Source organism: Microbacterium sp. 05T445, from assembly GCF_056395865.1.
On record NZ_JBFTKJ010000002.1, the window covers coordinates 708702 to 732982 of the forward strand.

The 24281-nt window shown below is 71.3% G+C and carries 19 protein-coding genes and 1 pseudogene; 9 read left to right on the forward strand and 11 right to left on the reverse strand.

The features are described 5' to 3' along the window. Positions 1-15 precede the first annotated feature (15 nt). A complete protein-coding gene (locus AC1DDU_RS12775; protein ID WP_477434662.1) occupies positions 16-1491 on the reverse strand; it encodes a chlorohydrolase family protein in 1476 nt (491 codons plus the stop codon). A 145-nt stretch (positions 1492-1636) separates the two neighbouring features. On the opposite strand from AC1DDU_RS12775, the gene AC1DDU_RS12780 reads away from it, so the two are divergent. Further along, positions 1637-2848 carry an amidohydrolase family protein gene (locus tag AC1DDU_RS12780; protein ID WP_477434664.1) on the forward strand — a complete coding sequence of 404 codons (1212 nt, stop codon included), beginning with the start codon at positions 1637-1639 and terminating at the stop codon, positions 2846-2848. 46 nt (positions 2849-2894) lie between these two features. Here AC1DDU_RS12780 and AC1DDU_RS12785 read toward each other — a convergent pair whose 3' ends face one another. Beyond that, positions 2895-3470 (reverse strand): TetR/AcrR family transcriptional regulator, encoded by a 576-nt coding sequence (locus AC1DDU_RS12785; protein ID WP_477434666.1) that lies wholly within the window; start codon positions 3468-3470, stop codon positions 2895-2897. 53 nt (positions 3471-3523) lie between these two features. Between AC1DDU_RS12785 and AC1DDU_RS12790 the strand changes: the two genes are divergently transcribed. Then, positions 3524-3997, forward strand: a complete 474-nt coding sequence (locus AC1DDU_RS12790; RefSeq protein WP_477434668.1) for a DUF1772 domain-containing protein — start codon at positions 3524-3526, stop codon at positions 3995-3997. A gap of 77 nt (positions 3998-4074) precedes the next feature. On the opposite strand, the gene AC1DDU_RS12795 is transcribed toward AC1DDU_RS12790, so the two are convergent. Continuing rightward, positions 4075-5433 carry a coiled-coil domain-containing protein gene (locus AC1DDU_RS12795; protein WP_477434670.1) on the reverse strand — a complete coding sequence of 453 codons (1359 nt, stop codon included), beginning with the start codon at positions 5431-5433 and terminating at the stop codon, positions 4075-4077. A gap of 251 nt (positions 5434-5684) precedes the next feature. Here AC1DDU_RS12795 and AC1DDU_RS12800 point away from each other — a divergent pair. Next, positions 5685-7316, forward strand: a pseudogene (locus AC1DDU_RS12800) (SulP family inorganic anion transporter); the annotation flags it as partial. Positions 7317-7421: 105 nt separating this feature from the next. On the opposite strand, the gene AC1DDU_RS12805 reads toward AC1DDU_RS12800, so the two are convergent. The 6 genes from AC1DDU_RS12805 to AC1DDU_RS12830 all read right to left on the reverse strand — a co-directional run bounded on the left by AC1DDU_RS12805 (position 7422) and on the right by AC1DDU_RS12830 (position 15733). Continuing rightward, complete coding sequence (locus AC1DDU_RS12805; RefSeq protein WP_477436815.1) at positions 7422-9251, reverse strand: DEAD/DEAH box helicase; 1830 nt, start codon at positions 9249-9251, stop codon at positions 7422-7424. A 253-nt stretch (positions 9252-9504) separates the two neighbouring features. Further along, entirely contained in the window at positions 9505-10155 is a 651-nt protein-coding gene (locus tag AC1DDU_RS12810) for a PadR family transcriptional regulator (protein ID WP_477434671.1), read from the reverse strand. Positions 10156-10188: 33 nt separating this feature from the next. After that, a complete protein-coding gene (locus AC1DDU_RS12815) occupies positions 10189-11400 on the reverse strand; it encodes an ABC transporter permease (protein ID WP_477434673.1) in 1212 nt (403 codons plus the stop codon). Next, entirely contained in the window at positions 11397-12287 is an 891-nt protein-coding gene (locus AC1DDU_RS12820; protein ID WP_477434675.1) for an ABC transporter ATP-binding protein, read from the reverse strand. The genes AC1DDU_RS12815 and AC1DDU_RS12820 overlap by 4 nt, the downstream gene beginning before the upstream one ends. Next, positions 12275-13204, reverse strand: a complete 930-nt coding sequence (locus tag AC1DDU_RS12825) for an efflux RND transporter periplasmic adaptor subunit (RefSeq protein WP_477434677.1) — start codon at positions 13202-13204, stop codon at positions 12275-12277. Before AC1DDU_RS12825 ends, AC1DDU_RS12820 begins: the two co-directional genes overlap by 13 nt. A gap of 108 nt (positions 13205-13312) precedes the next feature. Further along, positions 13313-15733 (reverse strand): glycoside hydrolase family 5 protein, encoded by a 2421-nt coding sequence (locus tag AC1DDU_RS12830; RefSeq protein WP_477434679.1) that lies wholly within the window; start codon positions 15731-15733, stop codon positions 13313-13315. 308 nt (positions 15734-16041) lie between these two features. Here AC1DDU_RS12830 and secA point away from each other — a divergent pair, with 308 nt between their 5' ends. The 3 genes from secA (at position 16042) to AC1DDU_RS12845 (ending at position 20614) form a co-directional block, all read left to right on the forward strand. Then, the gene (gene secA / locus AC1DDU_RS12835) at positions 16042-18876 is read left to right on the forward strand and encodes a preprotein translocase subunit SecA (protein ID WP_477434681.1); all 2835 of its coding nucleotides are present in this window, start codon (positions 16042-16044) and stop codon (positions 18874-18876) included. An 81-nt stretch (positions 18877-18957) separates the two neighbouring features. Continuing rightward, positions 18958-20187, forward strand: a complete 1230-nt coding sequence (locus AC1DDU_RS12840; RefSeq protein ID WP_477434683.1) for a pyridoxal phosphate-dependent aminotransferase — start codon at positions 18958-18960, stop codon at positions 20185-20187. A gap of 70 nt (positions 20188-20257) precedes the next feature. Next, complete coding sequence (locus AC1DDU_RS12845; protein ID WP_477434685.1) at positions 20258-20614, forward strand: hypothetical protein; 357 nt, start codon at positions 20258-20260, stop codon at positions 20612-20614. Between the two features lie 89 nt (positions 20615-20703). Here the strand turns inward: AC1DDU_RS12845 and AC1DDU_RS12850 are convergent, their stop codons facing one another. Then, positions 20704-21141: an Rv3235 family protein gene (locus AC1DDU_RS12850; RefSeq protein ID WP_477434687.1), complete on the reverse strand. Its 438-nt coding sequence runs from the start codon at positions 21139-21141 to the stop codon at positions 20704-20706. 151 nt (positions 21142-21292) lie between these two features. Between AC1DDU_RS12850 and AC1DDU_RS12855 the strand changes: the two genes are divergently transcribed. Further along, positions 21293-21901 (forward strand): hypothetical protein, encoded by a 609-nt coding sequence (locus AC1DDU_RS12855; protein WP_477434689.1) that lies wholly within the window; start codon positions 21293-21295, stop codon positions 21899-21901. 27 nt (positions 21902-21928) lie between these two features. On the opposite strand, the gene AC1DDU_RS12860 is transcribed toward AC1DDU_RS12855, so the two are convergent. Next, the gene (locus AC1DDU_RS12860) at positions 21929-22210 is read right to left on the reverse strand and encodes a helix-turn-helix domain-containing protein (RefSeq protein WP_477434691.1); all 282 of its coding nucleotides are present in this window, start codon (positions 22208-22210) and stop codon (positions 21929-21931) included. Between the two features lie 98 nt (positions 22211-22308). Between AC1DDU_RS12860 and AC1DDU_RS12865 the strand changes: the two genes are divergently transcribed. Together AC1DDU_RS12865 and AC1DDU_RS12870 are read left to right on the forward strand one after the other, a co-directional pair. After that, positions 22309-22941 (forward strand): SAF domain-containing protein, encoded by a 633-nt coding sequence (locus tag AC1DDU_RS12865; protein WP_477434692.1) that lies wholly within the window; start codon positions 22309-22311, stop codon positions 22939-22941. Next, positions 22938-24269, forward strand: a complete 1332-nt coding sequence (locus AC1DDU_RS12870) for a CpaE/TadZ family protein (RefSeq protein ID WP_477434694.1) — start codon at positions 22938-22940, stop codon at positions 24267-24269. The genes AC1DDU_RS12865 and AC1DDU_RS12870 overlap by 4 nt, the downstream gene beginning before the upstream one ends. Positions 24270-24281 lie beyond the last annotated feature (12 nt).

Below are 24281 nucleotides of genomic sequence, written 5' to 3' on the forward strand. Positions count from 1 at the left end.
CTCGGCGGCGGTGGGTCACACGACGGGGTACACCGGCGGGAACAGCTCGTCCTGCCTGTCACGGTACTGGTCGCGCAGGCGGTCGCGCTCGCCGTAGGCGGCCCGCATCGTGGCGAACAGGCGCTGCATGTCGCGCCGCACCTCATCGAGGTCGACGCCGGGGATCAGGCCGTCGCGCATCACGACGCGACCGCCCACCATGGTGAGGCAGGCGTCGCGCGCCGTGCCGGCGAGCACGAGCGTGCGCAGCGGGTCGTCGACGGCACCCATACGCACGTCGTCGAGGCGGAACGCGGAGAGGTCGGCGGTGGCTCCCACCGCGATGCGCCCCAGGTCTGGACGGTGCAGCGCCGCCGCGCCGCCGAGGGTGGCGGCATCCACATACGCGGCGACATCGCCGGCGCCGGTGTCGCCGTGCTGCACCTTCGCGGCCGACACGCCGGCGTCGATGCCGCGGATCAGGTCGGGTGGGAACGAGTCGGTGCCGAGAGCGAACGCGACGCCCGCCTCGCGGTACCGCGCCAGTGTCACGAGCTCGGCGCCGTAGCGGGCGTTGGTGAGCGGGCAGTGCACGATCGTCACGCCCGCCTCGGCGAGCAGCGCGAGATCGCCGCGGTCCTCGCCGTGGACGCGGGGGTTCACGTCGATCACGACGCCGTGCGGAACGAGGAGCCGATCGTTGAGCAGGCCGTGCGCGGCGATGTGCTCGAGCGGGGTGCGCCCGTAGCGCTCCATGACGAAGGCGCGCTCGAACTCGCCCTGCAGCGCATGCAGGCGCACCAGCGCGCCGCGCTCACCGGCGGCGTGGGCCGTGGCTTCGAGCAGGTCCGGGGTGAGGGTCTCGATGCGGCAGGGGAGGAACACCCCTGTCAGCAGCGGGTCGCGGAGCTCTCGGATGCCGTCGACGAACCGGATCGCATCCGCCAGCCCTTCGCTGCCCGCCTGCTCGTCGAACCGGACGTCGCGTCGGCCGTCCGCGGTGACGACGTTCACCCCCGAGCGGTAGGAAGGACCGAGGAAGCCGCGCAGTCCCAGTCGCCGGGAGAACTCGGCCATCGCGAAGAAGTCGTCGGCCGTCTCGGCCCAGGCCGAGTGCACCTCGGAGGCGATCGGCATGTAGCTGGTGATTCCGTGCAGGGCCAGCTGCACGAGCGCGACCTCGCGCACGCGGCGGCGCTCGGCCTGCGTGAACACCTCGCGGCGCCGGTCGAAGTAGTCCTCGGACCACTGCAGACGCGAGGCGTGCTCGGCATCCGCCCACGCGTCCAGCAGGAGGTGGTCGACGTCGGTGAGGGCGTCCAGATCGATGAGTCCCGGCATGAGGACGGCTTCGCCGAGGTCGATCCGCTCGTCGACGTCGGACGGGGCGGCGGGTGCGCGGCCGACCAGGGCGATGCGATCGTCCTCGACGAGCACGGCGCCGTGCTGCAGCTCGGTGTGCCGTGAACCATCGAAGGCGATCACGTGATCGGCGGTGAGAAGAGTGCGCATCGGCCTGTTTGGTATCCCAAGCACGAACTGAATCGGCGTTGACGATGACTCTAGCCTGGCTCGGAGCAGTTTGGTATACCATGATCGCGGATGCCGGGGCCGGGCTGCGGCATCCGCTCGTCCGCCGTGACCGAAGGGATCAGTCGTGATCATCCGCAACGTGCGCCCGTGGGGCGCAGCCGCCGCCGACCTCGTCGTGGAGGGCGCCCGCATCACCGATGTCCGCCCGCACGACGCCTCCGCGCCCAGCGCGCCGGGCGACGTCGACGGGCGCGGGCGGCTGGCCCTCCCCTCGTTCAGCGATGTGCACGTGCACCTCGACTCGTCGCGCATCGGACTCCCGTTCCGGCCGCACACCGGCGCCCCGGGAGTGTGGGGCATGATGCTCAACGACCGCGACAACTGGCGGAACACCGACGTGCCGCATGCCGAGATCGTCGCCGGCACGCTGGAGCAGATGATCGCGAGGGGCACCACGCGGGTGCGCACCTACGCGCAGGTCGACGTCGACTGCAAGCTCGAGAAGTTCGCCTCCGTCCTCGCCGCCAAGGAGAAGTTCCGCGAGCACGCCGACGTGCAGATCATGACCTTCCCGCAGGCCGGGATCCTGCGCGAGGCCGGCACGGTCGAGTACCTCGAGGAGTCCCTCAAGCAGGGCGCCGACGTCATGGGAGGCATCGACCCGAGCCAGCTCGATCGCGACCCGGTCAAGCACCTCGACATCGTCTTCGGCCTGGCCGAGAAGTACCAGGTCGAGGTCGACATCCACCTCCACGAGCCGGGCGAGCTCGGCGTGTTCAGCACCGAACTCGTGCTCGAGCGCACCCGTGCGCTGGGCATGCAGGGCAAGGTCACGATGTCGCACGCGTACGACCTCGGCTCGGTGTCGGAGGCCGTGAGCCGTCGCCTGATCGAGGAGTTCGCCGAGCTCGACATCGCGATGGCGACCGTCGCGCCGTCCACGACCGGGCACCTGCGCCTGGTCGACCTCGCGGAGGCGGGCGTCCGCGTCGGCCTGGGCGAGGACGGCCAGCGCGACTACTGGAGCCCCTACGGCAACTGCGACATGCTCGATCGCACCTGGCAGCTCGCGTTCGTGAACGGGTTCCGTCGCGACGAGCACGTCGAACTGGCGCTCGCGGTGGCCACGATGGGCGGCGCCTCGATCATGAGCCACTCGTCGCCGCGCGTCGCGGGCGTCGGCGACCGTCCCGGCGTGCGCACGGGCGACCGTGCCGACCTGGTGCTCGTCGACGGCGAGACTCCGACGAGCGCCGTGATGGACCGCGGTGCCGACCGGACCGTGATCCACGACGGCCGCGTCGTCGCCGACGGCCTGCGGGTGCTCGGCCTCTGACCGGCCGGACGCTGCCGCGCCGTCGCCGGCGGCCGCTTCGCCGAGGCTACGGCGTGCGGAAGAGTGCGACGATCGCGCTCTCGCGCACGTCGTCGAGGCCGACGTCGAGACGGTCGTGGGCGGCCAGTTGGCTCGCGCCGTGGAGCAGGCTCCACAGGAGTTCGGCGCGCACGGCGCGGTCGCGGGCATCCGTGCCGCCGACCGCGTCCTCGAGGATGCCGAAACCCTCGCGCAGTGCGGCGGGGGTGTCGCTGGACGCGAACGCGATGCTGGTGCGCGCCGACGCCATCGCCTCGTACACCGCAGGGTGCTTGCGCGCGAAAGCCAGGTAGCTCGCCACCAGCAGGCGCAGCGACTCGTCCCGGCCCGACGCCTCGGGGGCGGGGGAGCGCATCACCGAGGCGAGGTCGGCGTACCCGCGGATCACCACGTGCTCGACGATCTCGTCGCGGCCGCCGGGGAAATGGCGGTACAGGATCGGCTGGCTCACGCCGATCGCGTCCGAGAGCCGGCGAACCGTGAGCGCGCCCCAGCCGTCGCTCTCCGCGATCTCGCGCGCCTGGTCGATGATGCGCGTCTCGCGGTCGCGGAATCTCTGGGCCTCTTGCGCGGATCGTGCCATGTCGCTACGTTAGCACCGCTAACTGTTAGCAGTGATAACACTTGGAGTGAGACATGGACTTCTTCATCGCCGTGAGCGCCACCATCGCGATCCTCGCCCTCGCCGTCATCTTCGGCACCGATGTCGTCGCGGCCGTCGTGCAGCGGCCGGTGTACGCCGAGATCGACGACCGCAGCCTGACGCAGGTCCTCGGCCGCGGCCATTACTACGGCGACCGGCGTCTGCCGATCGTCGGGATCCTCGGCACCGTGCTCACCGCGGTGACGGCGGTGCTCGCGCTCGTCTGGGGCACGCCGGTCACCGGCGTGCTGTCGATCGCCGCGCTGCTGCTGCTGGTGGTGTGGCTCGCGCTCTTCGCCCGCATCTCGGCGCCGATCAACAAGGTCCTCACGCGCGCCGCGCTGGCCGGTGAGGTCCCCGCGGACGTCCGCACGCTGCAGGACCGCTGGGAATCGATCATCGTGCTGCGCGCGGTGCTGATGGGAGGATCGCTGCTCCTCCTGTGCGCGACGATCGCCCTCCGCTGACCTCGGAACGCGGATGCCGCGACCCGGCGCTCCGGCGCGGTCGCGGCATCCGCTCGCGCGAAGGGGGAGGGCGGTCCTCAGTCGAAGATGCCGTCGAGGATGCTGCCGATCACGAGACCGCCGAGGATGCCGCCCATGACGTCTCCGCCGCCGCCGTTGCCGCGACCGCGGCCGTAACCCTGGCCGTAGCCCGGGCCGCCCCACTGATCGGGCTGCGGGCGGGCGGCGTCGATGTCGCGCTGGGCGAGCTGGAGGGCCTCGCTCGCGAGGAAGGCGGCGCGGCGGGCCATCGCGAAGGCCTGCTCGCGGTGGTCCTCGTCGATCGCGGTGACCGCCGCGGCGGACGCGCCGAGGTACCGGTCGAGGTCCACCCGGATGCGCTCGGCCTCGGCGAACCGGGTGCGCGCATCGGCGCCGATCCACCCGCGATGGCCGGCGATCACGTCGCGGGCGACGGCGATCTGACGATCGGCGTCGTCGATCGCGTGGCGCACGTGCTCCAGGGGCGGGATCGGTCGGGCGGCGCGCTCACGGGCGGCCGCGATCGCGGCATCCAGTCCCGAGTTCGCCTCCCGCAGGCGGGTGAGCTGTTCGAACGGGTCGGTGTTCACGCCGGCGGCCGGGAGTGCCGCGAGCGCCGCCTGCAGTTCGTCGATGGCGGCGCGCACGGCGGGGGAGTGCGGCTCCTTGAGCGCGACGACCAGATCGCCGCGGGAGTCCTCGACGATCGCGGCCAGCGTGGACTCGGCGCGCAGCGCCTCGACCTCGAACGTCTCGACCGCGTCGATCAGCGTCTCGGCGCGGCGCACCGACTCGGTCGACGCCTCGAGAGCCATGTTCGCCTGCTCGCGCTGACCGGCCTCCCGGCGGCGCTCGGCGACGCCCGCGCTGTGCTCGGCGAATCCGAGCAGCTGCTCCGCCTCCGCCGGATTCGCATCGATCTGGGCGAGCGCGTTCGGCGAGTAGCGGAACGCCAGGCGCTCCACGGTCGCGCGCGCGTCGGGGACCCGCAGGCGCAGGCGCGCGGCATCCGCCCGCACCTTCGCGATGATCTCGGGGGCGCGACGGGCCCGCTCGATGGAGGCGGCGAGCGCCTCGGTGCGGTCGTCGAGCAGATCCTGCGCCCATTCGCACAGCTGCACGATGCGGGCGTTGCGGGTGCGCAGCTCTTCGGCGGTGTCGGGGATCTCGTCGTGGTTGAGCTGGTGCAGGTGGAACGCCTCCTGCATGTGCGTGCGCACCGACTCGAGGGCCTCGCGCAGCTCCTGGGTGGGTCCGGCGCCCAGCTCGGCGTCGGCGAACGAGAGCTCGTCGGTGGTCAGGCGCATCCGCTCGTCCGCGGCGACCAGAGCCTGCTGCGCACGGCGCGCGAGATCCGCGTCCTGTGCTGTCAGCTCTTCCTGCTCGCGCTTGCGTCTGCCCCAGAATCCGGCCATGCATCGATCCTACGGGCGCCGCTGAGAGCAGGCTGAGCCGGGACCCCGGCGCGGGGCGGTGTTCGCGCAGAGCGTGGCCCGCAAGCCCCGCCGACGCGCCGCGTGCAGGGGAAGGGATGCCGCACTCTGGCGCGCGGGCCCCCGGCGGGCCCACAATGAGCGCAAGCATCGCGCTGCCGGGTCCTGGGGGCCCGCAAGGGCGCCCTCGTCGTCGCGAGGAGCCCGGCGCGATCCGGTGCAAGGAGTGGCGCATGGCCCTGCCCAAGTTCCTCGTCCCCGTCTCGCTGCGCGGGTACCAGGCGGCGTGGCTCCCGCGCGACATCATCGCCGGCGTGACCCTGGCGGCCGTCGCCATCCCCGAGGTGATGGGGTACACCTCCATCGCGCAGACGCCGATCGTGACCGGCCTCTACACGATCCTGCTGCCGCTGCTCGCGTTCGCCCTGCTGGGGGCGTCGAAGCTCCTGGTCGTCGGCGGCGACTCGGCGACCGCGGCGATCATGGCCTCGGGCCTGCTCGCCGCGGGCATCGCCGGACTCGACCCGGGGTCACCGCAGTGGGTGGCGCTGTGCGGGCTCACGGCCCTCGTGTGCGGGCTGCTGCTGATTCTCGCCCGCGTGCTGCGGCTGGGCTTCATCGGCGACTTCCTGTCGGCGTCGGTGCTGATCGGCTTCCTCACCGGTGTCGGCATCCAGGTCGCCACGAGCCAGATCCCCGACATCCTCGGCGTGCCGAAGGGGTCGGGCAACTGGTTCCAGCAGCAGTGGGCGTGGATCACCGAGCTCGGTCAGGTGTCGTGGCCGACCCTCGCGTACGGTGCCGCGACGATCGCGATCATCTTCGTGTTCAAGGTCTTCCTGCCGAAGGTCCCGGGCGCGATCATCGCGGTGGTGGGCCTGCTGATCCTGGCGACGGCGACGAACGCGTCGAGCTACGGGGTCGAGGTCATCGGCGCGATCCAAGGCGGGTTCCCGCCGATCGGACTGCCCACCGGAATCTCGTGGACGAGCGTCCCCGCGGTGCTCTCGACGGCCTTCGCGTGCTTCATCATCATCATCGCCCAGAGCGCCGCGACCTCCCGCAGCTTCGCCGCCAAGCACGGCGACCGGGCGGATGTGAACCGCGACATCATCGGACTGGCGGCATCCAATCTCGCCGCCGGTCTCAGCGGCACATTCGTCGTGAACGGGTCGCCGACCAAGACCCAGATCCTCGACGGGCAGAAGGGCCGCACGCAGGTGGCGAACCTCACGGTCGTCGCGGTGACGCTCGTGGTGCTGCTGTTCCTCACCAACCTGCTCACCGACCTGCCCAAGGCGGTGCTCGGTGGCGTGGTGTTCGTCATCGGTCTCGAGCTCATCGACATCCGCGGGCTCGTCCGCGTGTCGCGGGTGCGGCGAGGCGAGTTCCTCATCGCGCTGGCCACCGCGCTCACCGTGTTCATCGTCGGCGTCGGGGCGGGGGTGATCCTGGCGCTCGCGCTGTCGCTGCTGGACGTCGTGCGGCGCCAGTACCGCCCGCGCGACTTCGTGCTGGGCGTGCGCGGCAAGGACGGCTACGACTACACCACGGCGGCCCCCGGCGCGCAGACCGAGCCCGGGCTCGTGGTGTTCCGCTACGACGCCGACCTGTTCTACGCGAACGCGTCGCGCTTCGTCGACGACGTGCAGCAGGTCGTGCAGAACGCCCCCGACAAGGTCGAGTGGCTCGTGCTCGACTGCGCCGGGATCTCGGACATCGACTACTCCGCCGGCGAGGCGTTCGCGGGACTGCTCGACTGGCTCGACACCCGCGGCGTGGTCCTCGTGCTGGCCCGGCCCGAGACCGCCGTCAGCGCCGAGTTCGACGCCTACGGGCTGGGCACGCGCATCCCCGCCGACCGTGTGTACGCCGATCTCGACGCCCGCGGTGCGGGCGTTCCCGGCGCGGCGGGGCGCAGCCGGCTGAGCCCGGCCGCGGCCCTCACCGCGGGCAGGGGAGCGGATGCCTCAGCTGTCGCCGCGCTTGTGCCGCGGCTTGCGGTCACCTGCGTCGCGGTGCGAGCCCTGCGGGCCCGAATCGCGGTACGAGCCCCGGCTGCCACGGTCGCCGTAGCCGCTCTCGCGGCGGGGACGGTCGCCGTAGCCGCGGTCGTCGCGGCGGGAGGCGGCGTCCGTCCGGCGCTGCGGGCGCCCGGTGTCGGGCCGCAGCTCGATGAGCTGACCCGAGATACGGGTGTCGGCCAGGCGGTCCAGGGCCTCGCGCGGGAGGTCGGCCGGAAGCTCGACGAGCGAGAAGTCGGGCAGGATCTTGATCGCGCCGAAGTCGTCGCGGCGGAGTCCGCCCTCGTTCGCGAGGGCGCCGACGATCTGTCGCGGCTCGACGCGCTGGCGCTTGCCGACGTTGATGCGGTACGTCGCGAAGCCCTCGCGCGGCGTGCGGCGCTCGCCCCGCTCCGGACGGTCGGCGCGGTCAGGACGATCGCCGCGGTCGGGCCGGTCGGTGCGCTCGCGGCGTGCCGCGGGCTCGGGGTCCGGCTCCAGCAGCAGCGGCGTGTCGCCCTGGGCGACCACGGCCAGAGCCGCGGCGACATCCGCCTCGGGAACGTCGTGGTTGCGCACGTAGTGGGCGACGATGTCGCGGAAGGCCTCGATGCGCTCGGCCTCGCCGAGGGCGGCGGTGATGCGGTCGTCGAAGCGCGAGAGGCGCGTGACGTTGACCTCGTCGACGCTGGGCAGCGGGATCTCGGTGAGATCCTGGCGCGTGGCGCGCTCGATCATCTTGACCAGGCCGCGCTCGCGGGGCGTGACGAAGCTGATGGCGTCGCCCGTGCGCCCCGCACGACCGGTGCGGCCGATGCGGTGGACGTAGGACTCGGCATCCGTCGGGATGTCGTAGTTGACGACGTGCGAGACGCGCTCGACATCGAGGCCGCGGGCGGCGACGTCGGTGGCCACGAGGATGTCGAGCTTGCCCGACTTCAGCTGGTTCACGGTCTTCTCGCGCTGCGGCTGGGCGATGTCACCGTTGATGGCGGCCGCGGAGTAGCCGCGGGCGCGCAGCTTCTCGGCGATCTCCTCGGTGACGCTGCGGGTGCGGCCGAAGACGATCATGCCGTCGAAGTTCTCGACCTCGAGGATGCGCGTGAGGGCGTCCATCTTCTGCTGCCAGGCCGTGATGAGGTAGCGCTGCGAGATGTTGGCGGAGGTCTGCGTCTTGGCCTTGACCGTGATCTCTTCCGGGTCGTGCAGGTACTGCTTCGACATGCGGCGGATCTGGGCGGGCATCGTCGCCGAGAAGAGGGCGACCTGCTTGCTGTCGGGCGTCTCGGCGAGGATCGTCTCGACGTCCTCCGCGAAGCCCATCTTGAGCATCTCGTCGGCCTCGTCGAGCACGAGGTACTGCAGCTGCGAGAGGTCGAGCGTGCCCTTCTCGAGGTGGTCGATGATGCGTCCGGGGGTGCCGACGACGATGTGCACGCCGCGACGCAGCGCCGACAGCTGCACGCCGTAGCCCTGACCGCCGTAGACGGGGAGGATGTGCACGTCCTTCAGGTGGCCCGCGTACTTCTCGAACGCCTCGCAGACCTGCAGGGCGAGCTCGCGCGTGGGGGCGAGCACCAGCGCCTGCGGCGTCTTCTGCGACAGGTCGAGCCGGTCCACGATCGGCAGCGCGAACGCCGCGGTCTTGCCGGTTCCGGTCTGCGCCATGCCGACGACGTCGCGTCCGGCGAGGAGCGTGGGGATGGTCGCCGCCTGGATCGCCGAGGGAGTCTCGTAGCCGATCTCGCGCAGCGCCTTGAGGACGGGCTGGCTGAGCCCGAGGTCGGAGAAGGTCATCGCTGCGGGCTCGGTCGGAGCCTCGGTCTCGATCTGGTCGGCGTCGGTGTGCACAGTTCAGCGTACCGGGGTCGCCTGTGAGGAGACAGGATGCCACGGCCCCGCGCCGTCTGCGGCTTCAGTGTTCAGGCGTGTCCAGGGCCACCAGCTCGGTGATGTCGATCGGCTGCGTCGGAGGCAGGACGATCGACGCGGGGTCGACGGGATCGATGACGTTCATGCAGCATCCTCCACGAGCGCCGGGACGACGGGCTCACAATGCGGGTGTCGTGCGCGGCCCGATCGTCTCGCGCCGCGCTGCGGAGGGCGCCTTCGACTTCGCCTTCGCCGGGCGTCCGCGTCGGGGCTTCTCGGTGGACAGCTCCAGCGCCATGGCGTGGTCGGGATGCTGCGCGAGGCGCTTCTCGGAGTGGTCGAGCCAGCGCACCTCGGCCTCGGCGGCGAAGATCATCGAGTCGACCACGAGCGACCACGCGAGCTCCTCCGGCCCCTCCGGCGAGGCGCCGGCGTAGGCGGCCCGGTTCAGGTCCTGCAGCTGCGCGAGCGATGCGCGGCGCTGCGTCTGGATGATGCCGGCGACGTCGACGCCCGGCAGCGTCGCGGCGACGGCGAGCTTCACGGCGAGCTCGTCGCGGGTGCCGTGCGCGCGGGGGACGGGCGAAGCGAGCCATTCCCGCACCTCCGCGGCTCCGGCATCCGTGATCCGCCAGTAGACGTGACCGTGCTCGTCGACGTCGCCCTTCTCGACGAGCCCGTCGCGTTCGAGGCGGTCGAGCGTGTTGTAGATCTGACCCACGTTGAGGGGCCAGGTCGAGCCGGTGCGCCGGTCGAACTCGGCGCGCAGCTGATACCCGTAGCACGGGCCCTGATCGAGGATGGCGAGCAGGCTCTGTCGGACGGACATGGGATCTCCTTCGGGACGGAGGGTGCGAGGCGGCTAGAACCGCAGCGCGTCGATGACGTTGGAGCGCACGGCCGTGAGTGCGGGTATGAATCCGGCCAGCGCACCGATGACGACCGCGGCGACGAGTCCGGTGACTGCGGCGCGGACGGGGAAGGGCGGGATGTCCTGCAGCCCCTGGAACATGTCCAGCACGAACGGGGCCTTGAGGATCGCGACGGCGATCGCGATGCCGATGACGCCGGCGACCGCGGTCGCGACGACGCTCTCCAGCAGCACGGACGTGAAGATCCGGCCGCCGGTGGCGCCGAAGCTGCGCCGCACCCCGATCTCGCGGATGCGCTGCCGCATCGCCACGAGCTGGATGTTGACCAGCCCCAGCCCGCCCAGGAGCAGCACGAGGCCGGCGATGGCGCCGGTGACGAGCTCGAACACCGCGGCGGAGCTCTGCATCTCGGGTCGCGATGCCCAGTCGGTGCGCGACACCGTCACCTCGATGCCGTCGTCCAGTCCCGCCCGCAGGTCGGCGGCGAGCAGGGGGCCGATGTCGGCGACCTGGGCCTCCGGCATCCACACCTCCCAGGCGACGGGAGTCTCCGCCGGCAGCTGATCGGCGCGCGCGGCGTACGAGTCGAACAGCATGATCAGGCGCTTCTCGCCGTCGCCGTCGTACTGCCTCGGGATCACGCCGATCACCGTGTACAGCCCGCCGACCTCGCCCTGCAGCCGCAGGGCGAATCCGGTGCCGAGGTCGGGGCGGCCGTAGACGTCCCACAGCGCCTCGGTGATCACGACGGGCGGTGCGAGCAGCTCGGCATCGGCGTCCTGGAACCAGCGCCCCTCCAGCAGGGGAGTGCGGTGGATCACCGGGTACGCGGGGTCGACGAGCCACGCCGCCACCGACCGCACCTGCTCGGGCGTCTGCACCTCGACGGCGGCGGAGTTGACCAGCCGCGACCGGTGCGAGAACGCGTAGCGCTCCGACACCTGCTGCACGTGCTCGTCGAACGCCGCCCAGTCCATGGCGGAGCCGTCGGAGCGCATGGCCGAGATCGACACGGTCGCCGGCCGCCCGCCGTTCACGTCGGACTGCTCCTTCATCTGCTGCTGCTGGTATTCGCTGAGCGCGACGACCGCGGTGAGCGCGCCCACCGACACCGCGATGCCGATGAGGCTCAGGAGCACCCGCAGCTTGTGGTGCCGCAGCTCCGACCACGCTTCGCCCAGTGCGCCGATGAGGCCTGTCACGAGACCACCTCCACCGCGTCGTCGGGTGCGTCGGCACGGTCGGATGCCGCTTCCCCGGCGTCGGCCCCAGGGCGCGGTTCGTCCGGGCCGGGCAGATCCGGCGCCGCGGGTTCGGCGACGCTCTCGGCGAGCTCCGGCGCGACGGTGATGCGGTCGTAGGCGGCCGCCGCCGCGGCGCCGGCCGCGGGCGCCGAGAGGTCGAACGGGGTGAGGACTCCGGCGTCGAGCCGGTAGTGCCGACGGGCGCGGGCGGCGACGTGCAGATCGTGTGTGATCGTCACGAGGGCAGCATCCTCCTCCGAGGCGATCTCGTCGAGCAGCGCCATCACGCCGGCACCGGTCTCGACGTCGAGCGCACCGGTGGGCTCGTCGGCGAGGATCAGCGCGGGACGGCGCACGAGCGCCCGCGCGATCGCCACTCGCTGCTGCTCGCCGCCCGACAGCTGCTCGGGCGGCGACTCGAGGCGGTGCCCGAGACCGACGCGCTCGAGCATCGCGGTCGCGGTGCGCCGCCGGTTCCAGAACGCCTTCCCCGACGCGTAGCCGAGGGGCATCGCGACGTTCTCGAGCGCCGTGCGCCCGGCGAGCAGATTGAACTGCTGGAACACGAAGCCGACATTGCGCCCGCGCAGCCGATCGAGTCTGGCTCGCCGCATCGCGCGCACGGGCTCGCCGCGGAACCACACGGCGCCCTCCGACGGCCGGTCGAGCATGCCCATGAGGTTCAGAAGCGTCGACTTGCCCGACCCGCTGCGACCGACGATCGCGACGTGGTCGCCCGCGCCGATGTCCAGCTCGATGTCGCGAAGGATGTCGAGGCGGGTGTCGTCGGGCAGCATCACGTGCTTGGCGACCCCCTCCAGGCGGACGAGGCTCACCAGTTCCATCCCGCCGGCTCGCAGTACTGTCCGCCCATGCCGTCGTCGGTGCAGGTCTGCTCGTCCCCGGTGGCGACGCCGGGCACGTACTGGCGCACCTGCTCGCCCTCCTCGAGCCCGGCGGCGACCTCGACGATGCTGCCGTCGCTGACTCCGAGGGTCACGTCGCGCTCTTCGAGCTCGCCGGTGCCGGCATCCACCCACACCACACCCGTTCCCGCGCCGCCCTTGACGGCGGTGGTCGGCACGACGAGCACGTCCGACACGGTGCCGAGGTCGATGTCGAGCTGCGCCTGCAGCCCCGCGAACACGGTCTGGTCGGCGGGCACGGCGCACGTCACCGTGGTGGTGCCGTCCTCGGCGACCTCGACCTTCAGACCCGTGCACGTGAACGGCGCGGGACCGCCCTGGATCGTGACGGACGCCTCGGTCGGCGCGTTCAGCAGGCGGTACAACTGCACCGGCTCGACGGTCGCCTGCACGTGGTAGCGGGCAGGGGTGAGCTTCACGAGGTCGCCACCGATCGACGCCGGCTGCCCCTTCACGACCTCGAGCTCGCTGAGCTCCCCGGCCTCCGGGGCGACGACGTCGACGTTCTTGACGGGGTCGTTCTGCTTGATCGTGAAGAGCTTCTGGCCGGCGGCGACCGACTGCCCCTCCGACACGTCGACCGACGTGACGACGCCGTCCACGCCGGAGCGGACCGGATAGGCGCCATCGCGGGCGACCGTGCCGGTCAGGCTCAGCGCGTTGACGACCTCGCCGCGCTCGACGGCCACGACCGGGTCGGCGATCTCGGCGTTCGGCTGGAGCGCGGCGGCGGGCGCCTGGTCCGGGAAGAACGCGATCTTGACGAGGGCGGCCGCGGCCAGCCCCAACGCGAGCACCAGGAGGATCGGGAAGATCCATCGACGCCAGACAACCATGTCGCACCTCTCCGTCGGGGGCATACCGAGTATGTAGTGACCGAGTATATGCATACCTGGCATGCACCCGCGGAGAGGCGATGGGGCCACCGTCCGGCGGCCGCCGGGTCAGTCGGTCGCCACGCTGTACTCCCCATCGGCACAGCCCGTGAAGCGCCACCCGCCGGGCACCTGCGTGAGGCTCCCGTCGGAGATTCCCTCGGTCTTCATCGAGGGCTCGGCGTCTCCGGGGATCCACACGTCCAGCCCGCACGATCGCTCGCTGGTGGAGCCCGACATCGACAGCTTCGACCAGGTCCTGGTCGCCGAATATGAGCCGGCGGATTCGGCGTGCAGCGACAGCACCCGTCCGGGTGCGGACTGCGGATACGCCCGTGTGAGGATGTCGAGGACCTCCCGGTTGGGACCCTTGTCGTCGCCGGTGGTGCAGCTCTGCAGGATCAGGCCGTTGCCCACCGGGCCGATGCCGTTCTGCGGGTCGCCGCACGCCTGCTTCCACACCCAGTACGCACTGCCGAGCACATAGCGGTCCTCTTCGGCCGCGTAGCGTTCGAGGCGCCCGCGGATGTCGTCGCCCCAGTAGCCGTACTCCCCGGACCACAGCGGCACGCCGTACTGGTCGGCGGTGCGGGTGGCGAGCTCGAACTGGCGCTCGATGCTCACGAAGGGCGGCAGTCCCAGGTCGCGATCCATCGTGATCGACTCGGCATACAGGTGGGGCGAGAAGACGAGGTTGCCGTCGGAGGTGAATCCGGGTCGGGGGCCGGTGTCGAAGCCGAGCCCGGACCACATGATGCTCGGCTCGAGGAAGATGATCTGCGGCGAGCCGGCCGATCGGATCTCGGCGATCGCGCGCGCGTAGAACCGCCCGAGCTGGGAAGACGTCGTCACCGGCGCCGTCTCACCGAATCCAGGCTCGTTGAGCAGGTCGTAGCCGGCGACCGCGGGGTCGTCGTGGAACCGCTCCGCGATGACCCCCCACGCCTTCACCAGGGCCGTCTGGATGCCGTCGGTGTCGAAGTAGAAGTGCTCGAACGAGCGGTCGCCCGCGGGGGAGATGTCGCGCCCCTGGAACTGGCAGCGCGGCGCGCCGTCCGAGATCGTCGCCCACATCGGTGCGCCGTCGTACCCCCACATCGGGTCGGTGCCGGGGCGGCACGACTCGGCATCGGTGGTGGCGATGTTCGACCACGAGTCCTGGTGCATGTCGATCACGACGTGGATGCCGTGGGCCTTCGCCTGCTCCACAGCCCGGGCGATGCGGTCCAGGTACGTCTCGTTGTATTCCCCCCGCGCCGGCTCGAGAGCCGACCACGAGATGCCCAGCCGCACGGCATTGAAGCCGTACGACTCCATCGCCGCGAAGTCCGCATCGGTCAGCGGGCGCGTCGCCGACACCTCGGCGCGCGGCTGATAGAAGTCCACCAGCTGGTTCACGTTGACCCCGCGCAGCAGCACCTGGTCGCCGTCGCCGTCGGTGATGATGTCCCCGTCGGCGCGCAGGAACGCGTCGGGCACCTCGACATCCGCCGGCGTCGAGCGCGTCGCGGCCTGTGCGGCGACGACGCCTCCGCAGACGAGGGCGATGACCACGAGGGCGGCCGCCGAGGTCAGCACGGGCACGCGTGCGGCGCTCCGGCGGGTAGCCTGGACGGCTCCTTCCGCCTTCGCAGCCCGCCGAGCAGCGATGCGTTCGGCCGCCCACAGCGCCACGGCCGGGATCCAGCCCACGGCCGCGCCGAAGGAGAGCCCCTCCGCGACGAACGTGTACGTCGCCATCGCGCCCCACACATCGCCGTCGAAGCCGTTGTCCACGATGATGGCGACGCCGCCCTGGACGACGCCGAGCATGCCGCCGGCGACGAGTGCGCCGAGCCAGATCGCCAGTGCCCCCTCGACACGGCGTCGCATCCACCGCATCGTGAGATAGGCGATTCCCGCGAGCAGCAGCGTGCCGGTGATGAGCGCGAACGCGCCGTGATCGAGGCGAGGGGCCGGGACCCACGGCGTGTAGGCCACGGTGGTCCACCACATGCCGGCCAGCAGCGGTGCGATCGCGCCGAACAGGACCGCGTACGGCCACACGGTTCCCGCGGCGTGCAGCGGGAGCCTGCGGGACGCGCGGTCGAGCTTGTGAAGGCGCCCGCAGTCGGGGCAGATGTTCTCTGGGGTGCGAAGCTCGAGTGTGCGCGGACCTGCGGCCAGCCGCGTCACGCCCGCGATGATCAGCGCGGTCGGCACCGCCTTGGCCGTGACGTAACTCGCCGCCCACCCGGCGAGCATCGCGTTCCCCGTCATCGCGAGCACGGTCGCGGCCTGCGCGAGCAGCACGGCGAGGGTCACTCCGGCCGTCATCGTCCAGAAACGTGCCCCTGCCCGGACCGCGCACCACCACACCATGCCGAGGAGCACGGGCAGGAACACCACGTAGCGGGCGAGTGGCCACCACAGCTGTGCCTGCGGCGTGCCGCCGGGCCACCCGACGAGGACGAGCAGGCCCGTCGGATCGATGAGCGCTTGCAGGACCACGAGGGCTGCGGTGGAGCCTACGGCGACCAGGGGTCGGCGGACATGCATCAAGAACACTCCTTCGTGCGGGGATCGGATCATGTTTGCGTCAACATCCCCGATCTGCAAGCCGATGCGTCCAGGTGTTCTCAGATCGTTGTCAAAACAGGTTGAAGAAACCGCCCCCATCCGCCCGCCGCGACAGTCCACACCCAGCGCACACCAAGGTCACGGGTGGATAACATAGGCAGGTATGCCTGGGGCCATGCACCCAGGCGGCACCGGCGCCATAGCGCCGGCATACGACAGCCTGAAGATGGAGACACTCCGTGGCGAACCCCCTCGAGAAACTGCTTCGTGCCGGTGAGGGCCGCATCCTCCGGCGGCTCCAGCAGGTCGTGAAGGCCGTCGGCGCCCTCGAAGAGGACTACGAGCACCTCACCGACGAAGAGCTCCGAGGCGAGACCGCCGAGCTGCGCGCCCGCTACCAGGCGGGGGAGACGCTCGACCAGCTCATGCCCGAGGCGTTCGCCGCGGTGCGCGAGGCGGCCAAGCGCACCCTCGGCCAGCGTGCGTACGACGTCCAGCTCATGGGCGGCGCGGCCCTGCACCTCGGCAACATCGCCGAGATGAAGACCGGTGAAGGCAAGACGCTCACCGGCGCGTTCCCCGTGTACCTCAACGCCATCGCGGGCGAGGGCGTGCACGTGGTCACCGTCAACGACTTCCTCGCGTCGTACCAGTCCGAGCTCATGGGCCGCATCTACCGCGCCCTCGGCATGACGACCGGCACGATCGTCGCCGGCCAGACGCCCGAGGTCCGCCGCGAGCAGTACAACGCCGACATCACCTACGGCACGAACAACGAGTTCGGCTTCGACTACCTGCGCGACAACATGGCGTGGCGCAAGGAAGACCTCGTGCAGCGCGGCCACTTCTACGCCATCGTCGACGAGGTGGACTCGATCCTCATCGACGAGGCCCGCACGCCGCTGATCATCTCGGGGCCCTCGTCGGGCGAGGCGAACCGCTGGTTCGTCGAATTCGCGAAGATCGCCAAGACCCTCGAAGCGGGCGTCGACTACGAGGTCGACGAGAAGAAGCGCACGATCGGCGTGCTCGAGCCCGGCATCGAGAAGGTCGAGGACTACCTCGGCATCGACAACCTGTACGAGTCGGCGAACACGCCGCTCATCTCGTTCCTCAACAACTCGATCAAGGCGCTGGCCCTCTTCAAGCGCGACACCGACTACGTCGTGATGAACGACGAGGTCATGATCGTCGACGAGCACACCGGGCGCATCCTGGTCGGCCGCCGCTACAACGAGGGCATCCACCAGGCCATCGAGGCCAAGGAGGCCGTGCCGGTCAAGGCCGAGAACCAGACGCTGGCCACCGTCACGCTGCAGAACTACTTCCGCCTGTACGACAAGCTCGCCGGCATGACCGGTACCGCCGAGACCGAGGCGGCCGAGTTCATGTCGACCTACAAGCTCGGCGTGGTGCCGATCCCGACGAACAAGCCGATGATCCGCAAGGACCAGTCCGACCTCGTCTACAAGAACGAGACCGCGAAGTTCGCACAGGTCGTGGAGGACATCGCGGGCCGCCACGAGAACGGCCAGCCCGTCCTCGTGGGCACCGTGAGCGTCGAGAAGAGCGAGTACCTCTCGCGGCTGCTCGCCAAGAAGGGCATCAAGCACGAGGTCCTCAACGCGAAGAACCACGCTCGCGAGGCCGAGATCGTCGCCCGTGCCGGGCGCCTGGGCGCCGTCACCGTCGCCACCAACATGGCCGGCCGCGGCACCGACATCATGCTGGGCGGCAACGCCGAGTTCCTCGCCGTGCAGGAGATGAAGGCCAAGGGGCTCGATCCCGTGGAGACGCCGGACGAGTACGAGGCCGAGTGGGATGCCGTGTACGAGGCGGTCCGCGACCGCGTCGCCACCGAGGGCACCAAGGTCGTCGAGGCCGGCGGCCTCTACGTGCTGGGCACCGAGCGCCACGAGTCCCGTCGCATCGACAACCAGCTGCGCGGTCGCTCGGGCCGTCAGGGAGACCCCGGCGAGAGCCGCTTCTACCTGTCGCTCACCGACGACCTGATGCGGCTGTTCCAGTCCGGCGCCGCCGAGGCGATCATCGCCCGCACCAACTTCCCGGACGACGTCGCGATCGAGTCGGGCATGGTCACCCGCGCCATCAAGTCGGCGCAGAGCCAGGTCGAGGGGCGCAACGCCGAGATCCGCAAGAACGTCCTGAAGTACGACGACGTCCTCAACCGGCAGCGCGAGGCGATCTACTCCGATCGCCGCCACATCCTGCAGGGCGACGACATCGCCGACCGCGTCCAGCACTTCATCGAGGACGCCATCAACGCCGTCATCGACGACCACACCGGGTCCGGTCACAACGAGAGCTGGGACTTCGACTCGCTGTGGACCGAGCTGAAGACGCTCTACCCGGTGGGCGTGACCATCGACGAGGTCGTCGCCGAGGCGGCCGGCCGCAAGGGCGGCATCACGGCAGAGGGACTCAAGCGCGAGATCCTCTCCGACGCCCGCATCGCGTATGAGAAGCGTCAGAACGCCCTCGGCGAGGCCGCGACGCGCGAGCTCGAGCGACGCGTGGTGCTGCAGGTGCTCGACCGCCGCTGGCGCGACCACCTGTACGAGATGGACTACCTGAAGGACGGCATCGGCCTGCGTGCCATGGCCCAGCGCGACCCGCTCATCGAGTACCAGCGCGAGGGCTACCAGATGTTCCAGGCGATGATGGGGCAGATCAAGGAGGAGTCGGTCGGCTACCTCTACAACCTCGAGGTCGAGGTGCGCCGCCAGGGCGAGGCCGGAGCCGAGCAGGTGACGCAGGTGGAGGCCAAGGGCCTGGGCGCTCAGCCGGTCGAGGCCCAGCGCCTGCAGTACACGGCATCCAACGATGCCGGCGAGGTCGAGGTGCGCAACGAGCGCGGTCAGGTGCAGCAGGCGGCGACCCGTCTGCGTCAGGCCGCCGCGGCCGCCGCCGCGACACCGGCGCAGCAGCAGGCGCCCGCCGCCGAGCCCCAGCGCGGCGCGTTCGGTCAGCGCACCGACGGCGATGCCCCGGCTTCGCCGCAGGCGCCGTTGAACCGCGCGCAGCGACGCGCGGCCGAGCAGCGCAAGAAGTGATCCCGTCCCGCAGCCGGCGTGAGCCGGCCGCGGGCCACCGGGCGTTCATTGGCCCTCGCGGGCCGCGGATATCCTGATGCGATGAGTCCCCTCCGCCCCCTCGACCAGTCGAGCAAGCTCCAGAACGTTCTCTACGAGATCCGCGGGCAGGCACTGGCAGAGGCCGACCGGCTGGAGAACGAGGGCCACACGATCCTCAAGCTCAACACCGGCAACCCCGCGGTGTTCGGCTTCGAGGCGCCGTTCCAGATCGTGCGCGACATGATCGAGGCCATCCCGCACGCGCACGGCTACAGCGACAGCAAGGGCATCATGTCGGCCCGTCGCGCCGTCGTCTCGCGGTATGAGAACGTCCCCGGCTTCCCGTCACTGGACCCCGACGACGTGTACCTCGGCAACGGCGTCTCCGAGCTCATCACGATGACGATGCAGGCGCTGCTCGACGAGGGCGACGAGGTGCTGATCCCCGCACCGGACTACCCGCTGTGGACGGCGATGACGAGCCTGGCCGGCGGCACGCCGGTGCACTACCGCTGCGACCCCGACGACGGCTGGCAGCCGAGCCTCGACGACATCCGCGCGAAGATCACGCCGCGGACCAAGGCGATCGTCGTGATCAACCCGAACAACCCGACGGGCGCGGTGTACACACGCGAGGTGCTGGAAGGGATCGTCGAGATCGCACGAGAGAACTCGCTGCTGCTGCTCTCCGACGAGATCTACGACCGCATCCTGTACGACGGGGCGCAGCACATCCCGCTCGCCACGCTCGCTCCCGACCTGCTGTGCCTGACGTTCAACGGGCTGTCCAAGACCTACCGGGTCGCGGGATACCGCTCCGGGTGGCTGGCGATCACGGGCCCCAAGAAGCACGCCGCCGGATTCCTGGAGGGCATCCAGCTGCTCGCCTCGACCCGCCTGTGCCCCAACGTGCCCGCTCAGCACGCCGTGCAGGCCGCGCTGTCGGGCGTGCAGTCCATCGATGCGCTCATCGCCCCGGAGGGCCGTCTGCACGAGCAGCGGGATGCCGCGTGGGAAGGCCTCGAGCGCATTCCCGGCGTCACCTGTCTGAAGCCGCAGGGCGCGCTGTACGCGTTCCCGCGCCTCGACCCGAACGTCTATGAGATCCGCGACGACGCCAAGCTCGTCTACGACTTCCTCGTGGCCGAGCACGTGCTGCTCGTGCAGGGCACCGGGTTCAACTGGCCGACCCCCGATCACCTGCGCATCGTCACGCTGCCCGAGGCGCGCGTGCTGTCGGAGGCCGTCGAGCGCCTCGGGAACTTCCTCTCGTCCTACACGCAGGGCTAGCGGGATGCCGCATTCCGCGGCATCCGTCAACCCCCTCGTGCGCGCTGGGGCCGCGGCCTAGCGTCGCGGCATGTCCATCGAACTGAACCAGCCGGCGCTGCGCAACGCGCGCGCGCTCATCCGGGAGGGCAAGGTCGTGCGGGACGAGCGCGACGATTGGTCGGAGGCGGCGCCGACGGCCGACGAGGAGAACTCCTTCATCGAACGGGAAGGGTGGACCCAGTACGCGCACTGGCACCTGGGGATCGACCACCGCGAGAACGAGGAGACCAAGCAGGCGTACTCGTTCCCGATCGGGGACTTCAAGAAGGTGCACCGCGCGGGGGTGATCTCGGCGGAGAGTCGCGCCGGTCAGCATGACCACTACGAGATCCGCGACGCGCTGAAGTCCCTCCTGGACCTCATCGACGAGGACGCGAAGAACTGACGACGGGGCCGGTCGCATCGTCGGGGCCGGCTCCGTCGGTCGGGGCGCGCGCGGCGGTTCCGCCGCGCGCGGATCTCAGCGCGTGAGACTCACAGCAGCGCGAGGGATGTCGCGCGCCAGCGCCCGTCCATGCCCTCGATGCGCATCGGGAGCGCGCGGGTGCGCGCCGGGCCGCGCACGACCACGACGGCCTCGATGATGCCGTCGGCGGGCGAGGACTCGTGCACCGAGATGATCGTGTGCACGGGGCGACGTGCCGGCACGCCACGAGCGCTGCGTGCGCGAGCCGCGAGATTCGCTCTCGTGAGCAGCTTGCGGTACGCATCCTCGGTGAGCCAGCGGGCGAGCTGGTCCACCTCGCGCACGCCCGCGAACACCTCGAGCACACCCAGCGCGAGGTTGCGCAGGAACGGCTCGGGCGCGGGGAGCGCGATGGACGGGGTGCGTTGCGGCGCGAAGAACTCTGCGAGCGCAGTACTACGGCTCGCAGCGGAGATGCGGGCGCTGCCCGCGGGCGTCATTGCCATGGGTGCCTATCTCGACAGGGGGGAATGTCGGCGACATCTGGGAAATGTCGTGGAGACAGTACAACATACGGCGAACTCACAGGAAAACCGCATTAGTCCATCTTGTGGATAACTCGCGGGCGCGGCCGCCGCCGTGCCCTACGCTCGCGGAGTGCGCTGGGACCGCTTCTTCGACGACCTCGAGGATCAGCTCGCCTCCGAGTGGGAGGCAGAGCGCGCGGCGCTGGACACCGAGGCCGAGCGGCTGCGGCTCTCCCGCGTGCAGCTGTCCGAGCGGCTGACGCTGCTCGCGACGCGGGATGCCGCGCCCGGCGCGGTCGCGTCCTTCGATCTGGCCGACGGCACGACCCTGCGCGGGAGCGTCACCGGCGTGGGGGCGGACTGGGTCGCGCTGGCGCCTGCGGAGGGGGCGAGCGGGGCGCTGGTGGTGCCGTTGCGGTCGCTGATGGCGATCGGGATGCCGCATGCCGACCTGCTGCGCACCGCGCGCCCTGCGCCCACTCGGTCACCACTGGCCGATCGGCTGACTCTCGGGTTCGTGCTGCGCGACCTGGTGCGCCGTCGCGCGGGCGTCGCGGTGCACCAGATCGGCGGCCGCGTGCTCACCGGCACGATCGACCGCGCCGGCGCCGATCACCTCGACATCGCGCTGCACGAACCCGGGGCGCCGCGCCGGGCGGATGCCGTCGCCGGCTACCGCCTGGTGCCTTTCGCGGCGATCGCGTGGATCCGTGCGGACGAGACGCCGAACCTGCTCTGACCGCGCGCGCCTGGCTCGGGAAGCTCCTCAGTCCGGGTTGCGCACGGCGCCGCTGCCCCACAGCTCGGGGAAGCTGGCCGTCTGCGACTGCTGCCACAGCGCCATGCGCCGTGCCTCCTCGGCCTGGTCGTCGAGGTACTCGCCGACGCTGGCGGCATCGACGCGCCAGCGCGCGGGAGCACCGACCCGCAGGCCCCGCAGCCGCCCTTCGAGGACGAGCGTCATCACCTCGTCGACCGAGACGCCGAGGACTTCGCCCACCTGCGCGGGGGCGAGCAGACGCACGTCGGACGTCGGGTCATCGGGCATGCCCCCATTATGGACCTGGGTACCCGGGTACCGCCGGGAGCCCCAGGTCCTGTGGATAACGAGCGACGGCCTTTCTGCGCCTGGGTGACGATGGACCCATGACCGCCCCCGCCGAACCTCTTCGCCACCCGCGCCGCGCCTTCTGGGGCGATGCGCGCTTCTTCCTCGGCGTGCTGCTGGTGGTGGCGTCGGTCGCCGGCGTCTGGCTGGTCGTCTCGGCCGCGAGGCAGACCGTGCCCGTCTACGCGGCCGCACACACGATCGTGCCGGGCGAGGTGATCGGCACGGGAGACCTCAAGGTCGTGGAGGTCGCGCTCGGGTCGCTCGCCGGCACCTACCTCGGCGCCGGCGAGCTCGAGGGCACGGTGGTCGCCACGCGCACGATCGAGGCCGGTGAGCTCCTGCCCGCGGCATCCGTCGGCGATCCCGACGCGGCGCGCACCACGAGCGTGGTCGTGCGCAGCGCGGTGGACGTCCCGGCCTCCGTCGAGGCGGGCAGCGTCGTCGAGGTGTGGTCGGCGCCGCTGCTCGACAAGGGTGCATACGACGAACCCCGCGTGCTGGTGGCCGACGCGACCGTCGTGTCGGTCACGCGGGACGATTCGATGATCGGCGGGGGAGCGGCCGCGCTCGAACTCGTGATCCCGCGCGCGGACGTCTCGGCCACGCTGGCCGCGATGGCCGACGAGGCGGCGCTCTCGATCGTCCCGACGGCAGGCGTCGGATCATGAGGATCGTCGTCGCCGTCGACGACGCCGGCGTGCTGGTCGAGGGACTGCGGCGCGAGGGGATCGACGTGATCGCGCGGGTCCCGGCATCCGCCCCCGCGCTCGCCGCGGCGGACGGCATGCTGGGCGACGACGCCGAGCACCTGCTGCGGGCGCTCGCCGAGGCCGACGCGATCGTCATCGAGGTGACGCGATCCACGATGTCGCCGACCGTCGTGGCGCTGTGCGATCGCGCGGGCATCCGCATCGTCCCGCTGGTCGCGGATGCGGAGGGGGAGCGCCTGGCGCAGACGTACGGCCTCGAGGCGCCGCTGGCACGGGAGGTCGAACCGTGGCGGATCGCCGAGGCGCTCACGGGTGGCGCGCCCGTGACGGCGTCGGAGTCCGGCGCTCGTCCGGCGGCCCCGCGCGTCATCGCGGTGTGGGGTCCGGCGGGCGCGCCGGGACGGTCCACCGTCGCGATCGAGCTCGCCGTCGAGCTCGTGCGGGGCGGCCGACACGTGGCCCTCGTCGACGCAGACACGCACGCGCCATCGCTGGCGCTCGCCCTCGGGCTCGCCGACGAGGGGCCCGGGTTCGCCGCGGCGTGCCGGCAGGCGGAGCTCGGCGGGCTCGATGCCCGAGAGCTCGCGCGGATCGCCGTCCCGCTCGGGCGCACCGGAGTCGACGTGCTCACGGGGATCAACCGTCCCTCGCGGTGGCCTGAGCTGGGCCAAGCGCGCGTGACCGCCGCGCTGGCCGCATGCCGCGACTGGGCGGACTACACCGTCGTCGACATCGCCTCGTCGCTCGAGCGCGACGAGGAGATCGTGAGCGACCTCGACGGGCCGCGTCGCAACGCGGCCACGCTCGCGGTGCTGCGCGCCGCCGATCTCGTCGTGGCCGTCGTCGGCGCCGACCCGGTCGGGATCTCCCGGTTCCTGCGCGGACACGCCGATCTGCACGCCACCGTGGGGGCGACGCCGGTGGCCGTCGTCGCGAACCGCCTGCGTCCGGGCACGCTCGGCGTCGACGCCCGTGGACAGGTGCGACGCACGCTCGACCGGTTCGGCGGCGTGCAGGACGTGTGGTTCCTTCCGCAGGACCCGCGGTCGGCGGATGCCGCCATCCTCGCCGCGCAGCCGATCGCCGAGGTCGCTCCCCGGTCGCCGTTCACGCTGGCGCTGCGCCGATTCGTGGGCGAGGCCCTCGTCCCGGCGCCCGACCCCCGACCGTCCGCGAAGCGTCGAGCCCGCGGCATCCGCACCGCCGCGGGCGCAGCCGGTCGCGTCGGCCGGTCCGGACGCGCCGGCGCGGGCGGTGCCGATCGTGTCGGCGCACCGGCCGCCTGACCGGCGCGCTCT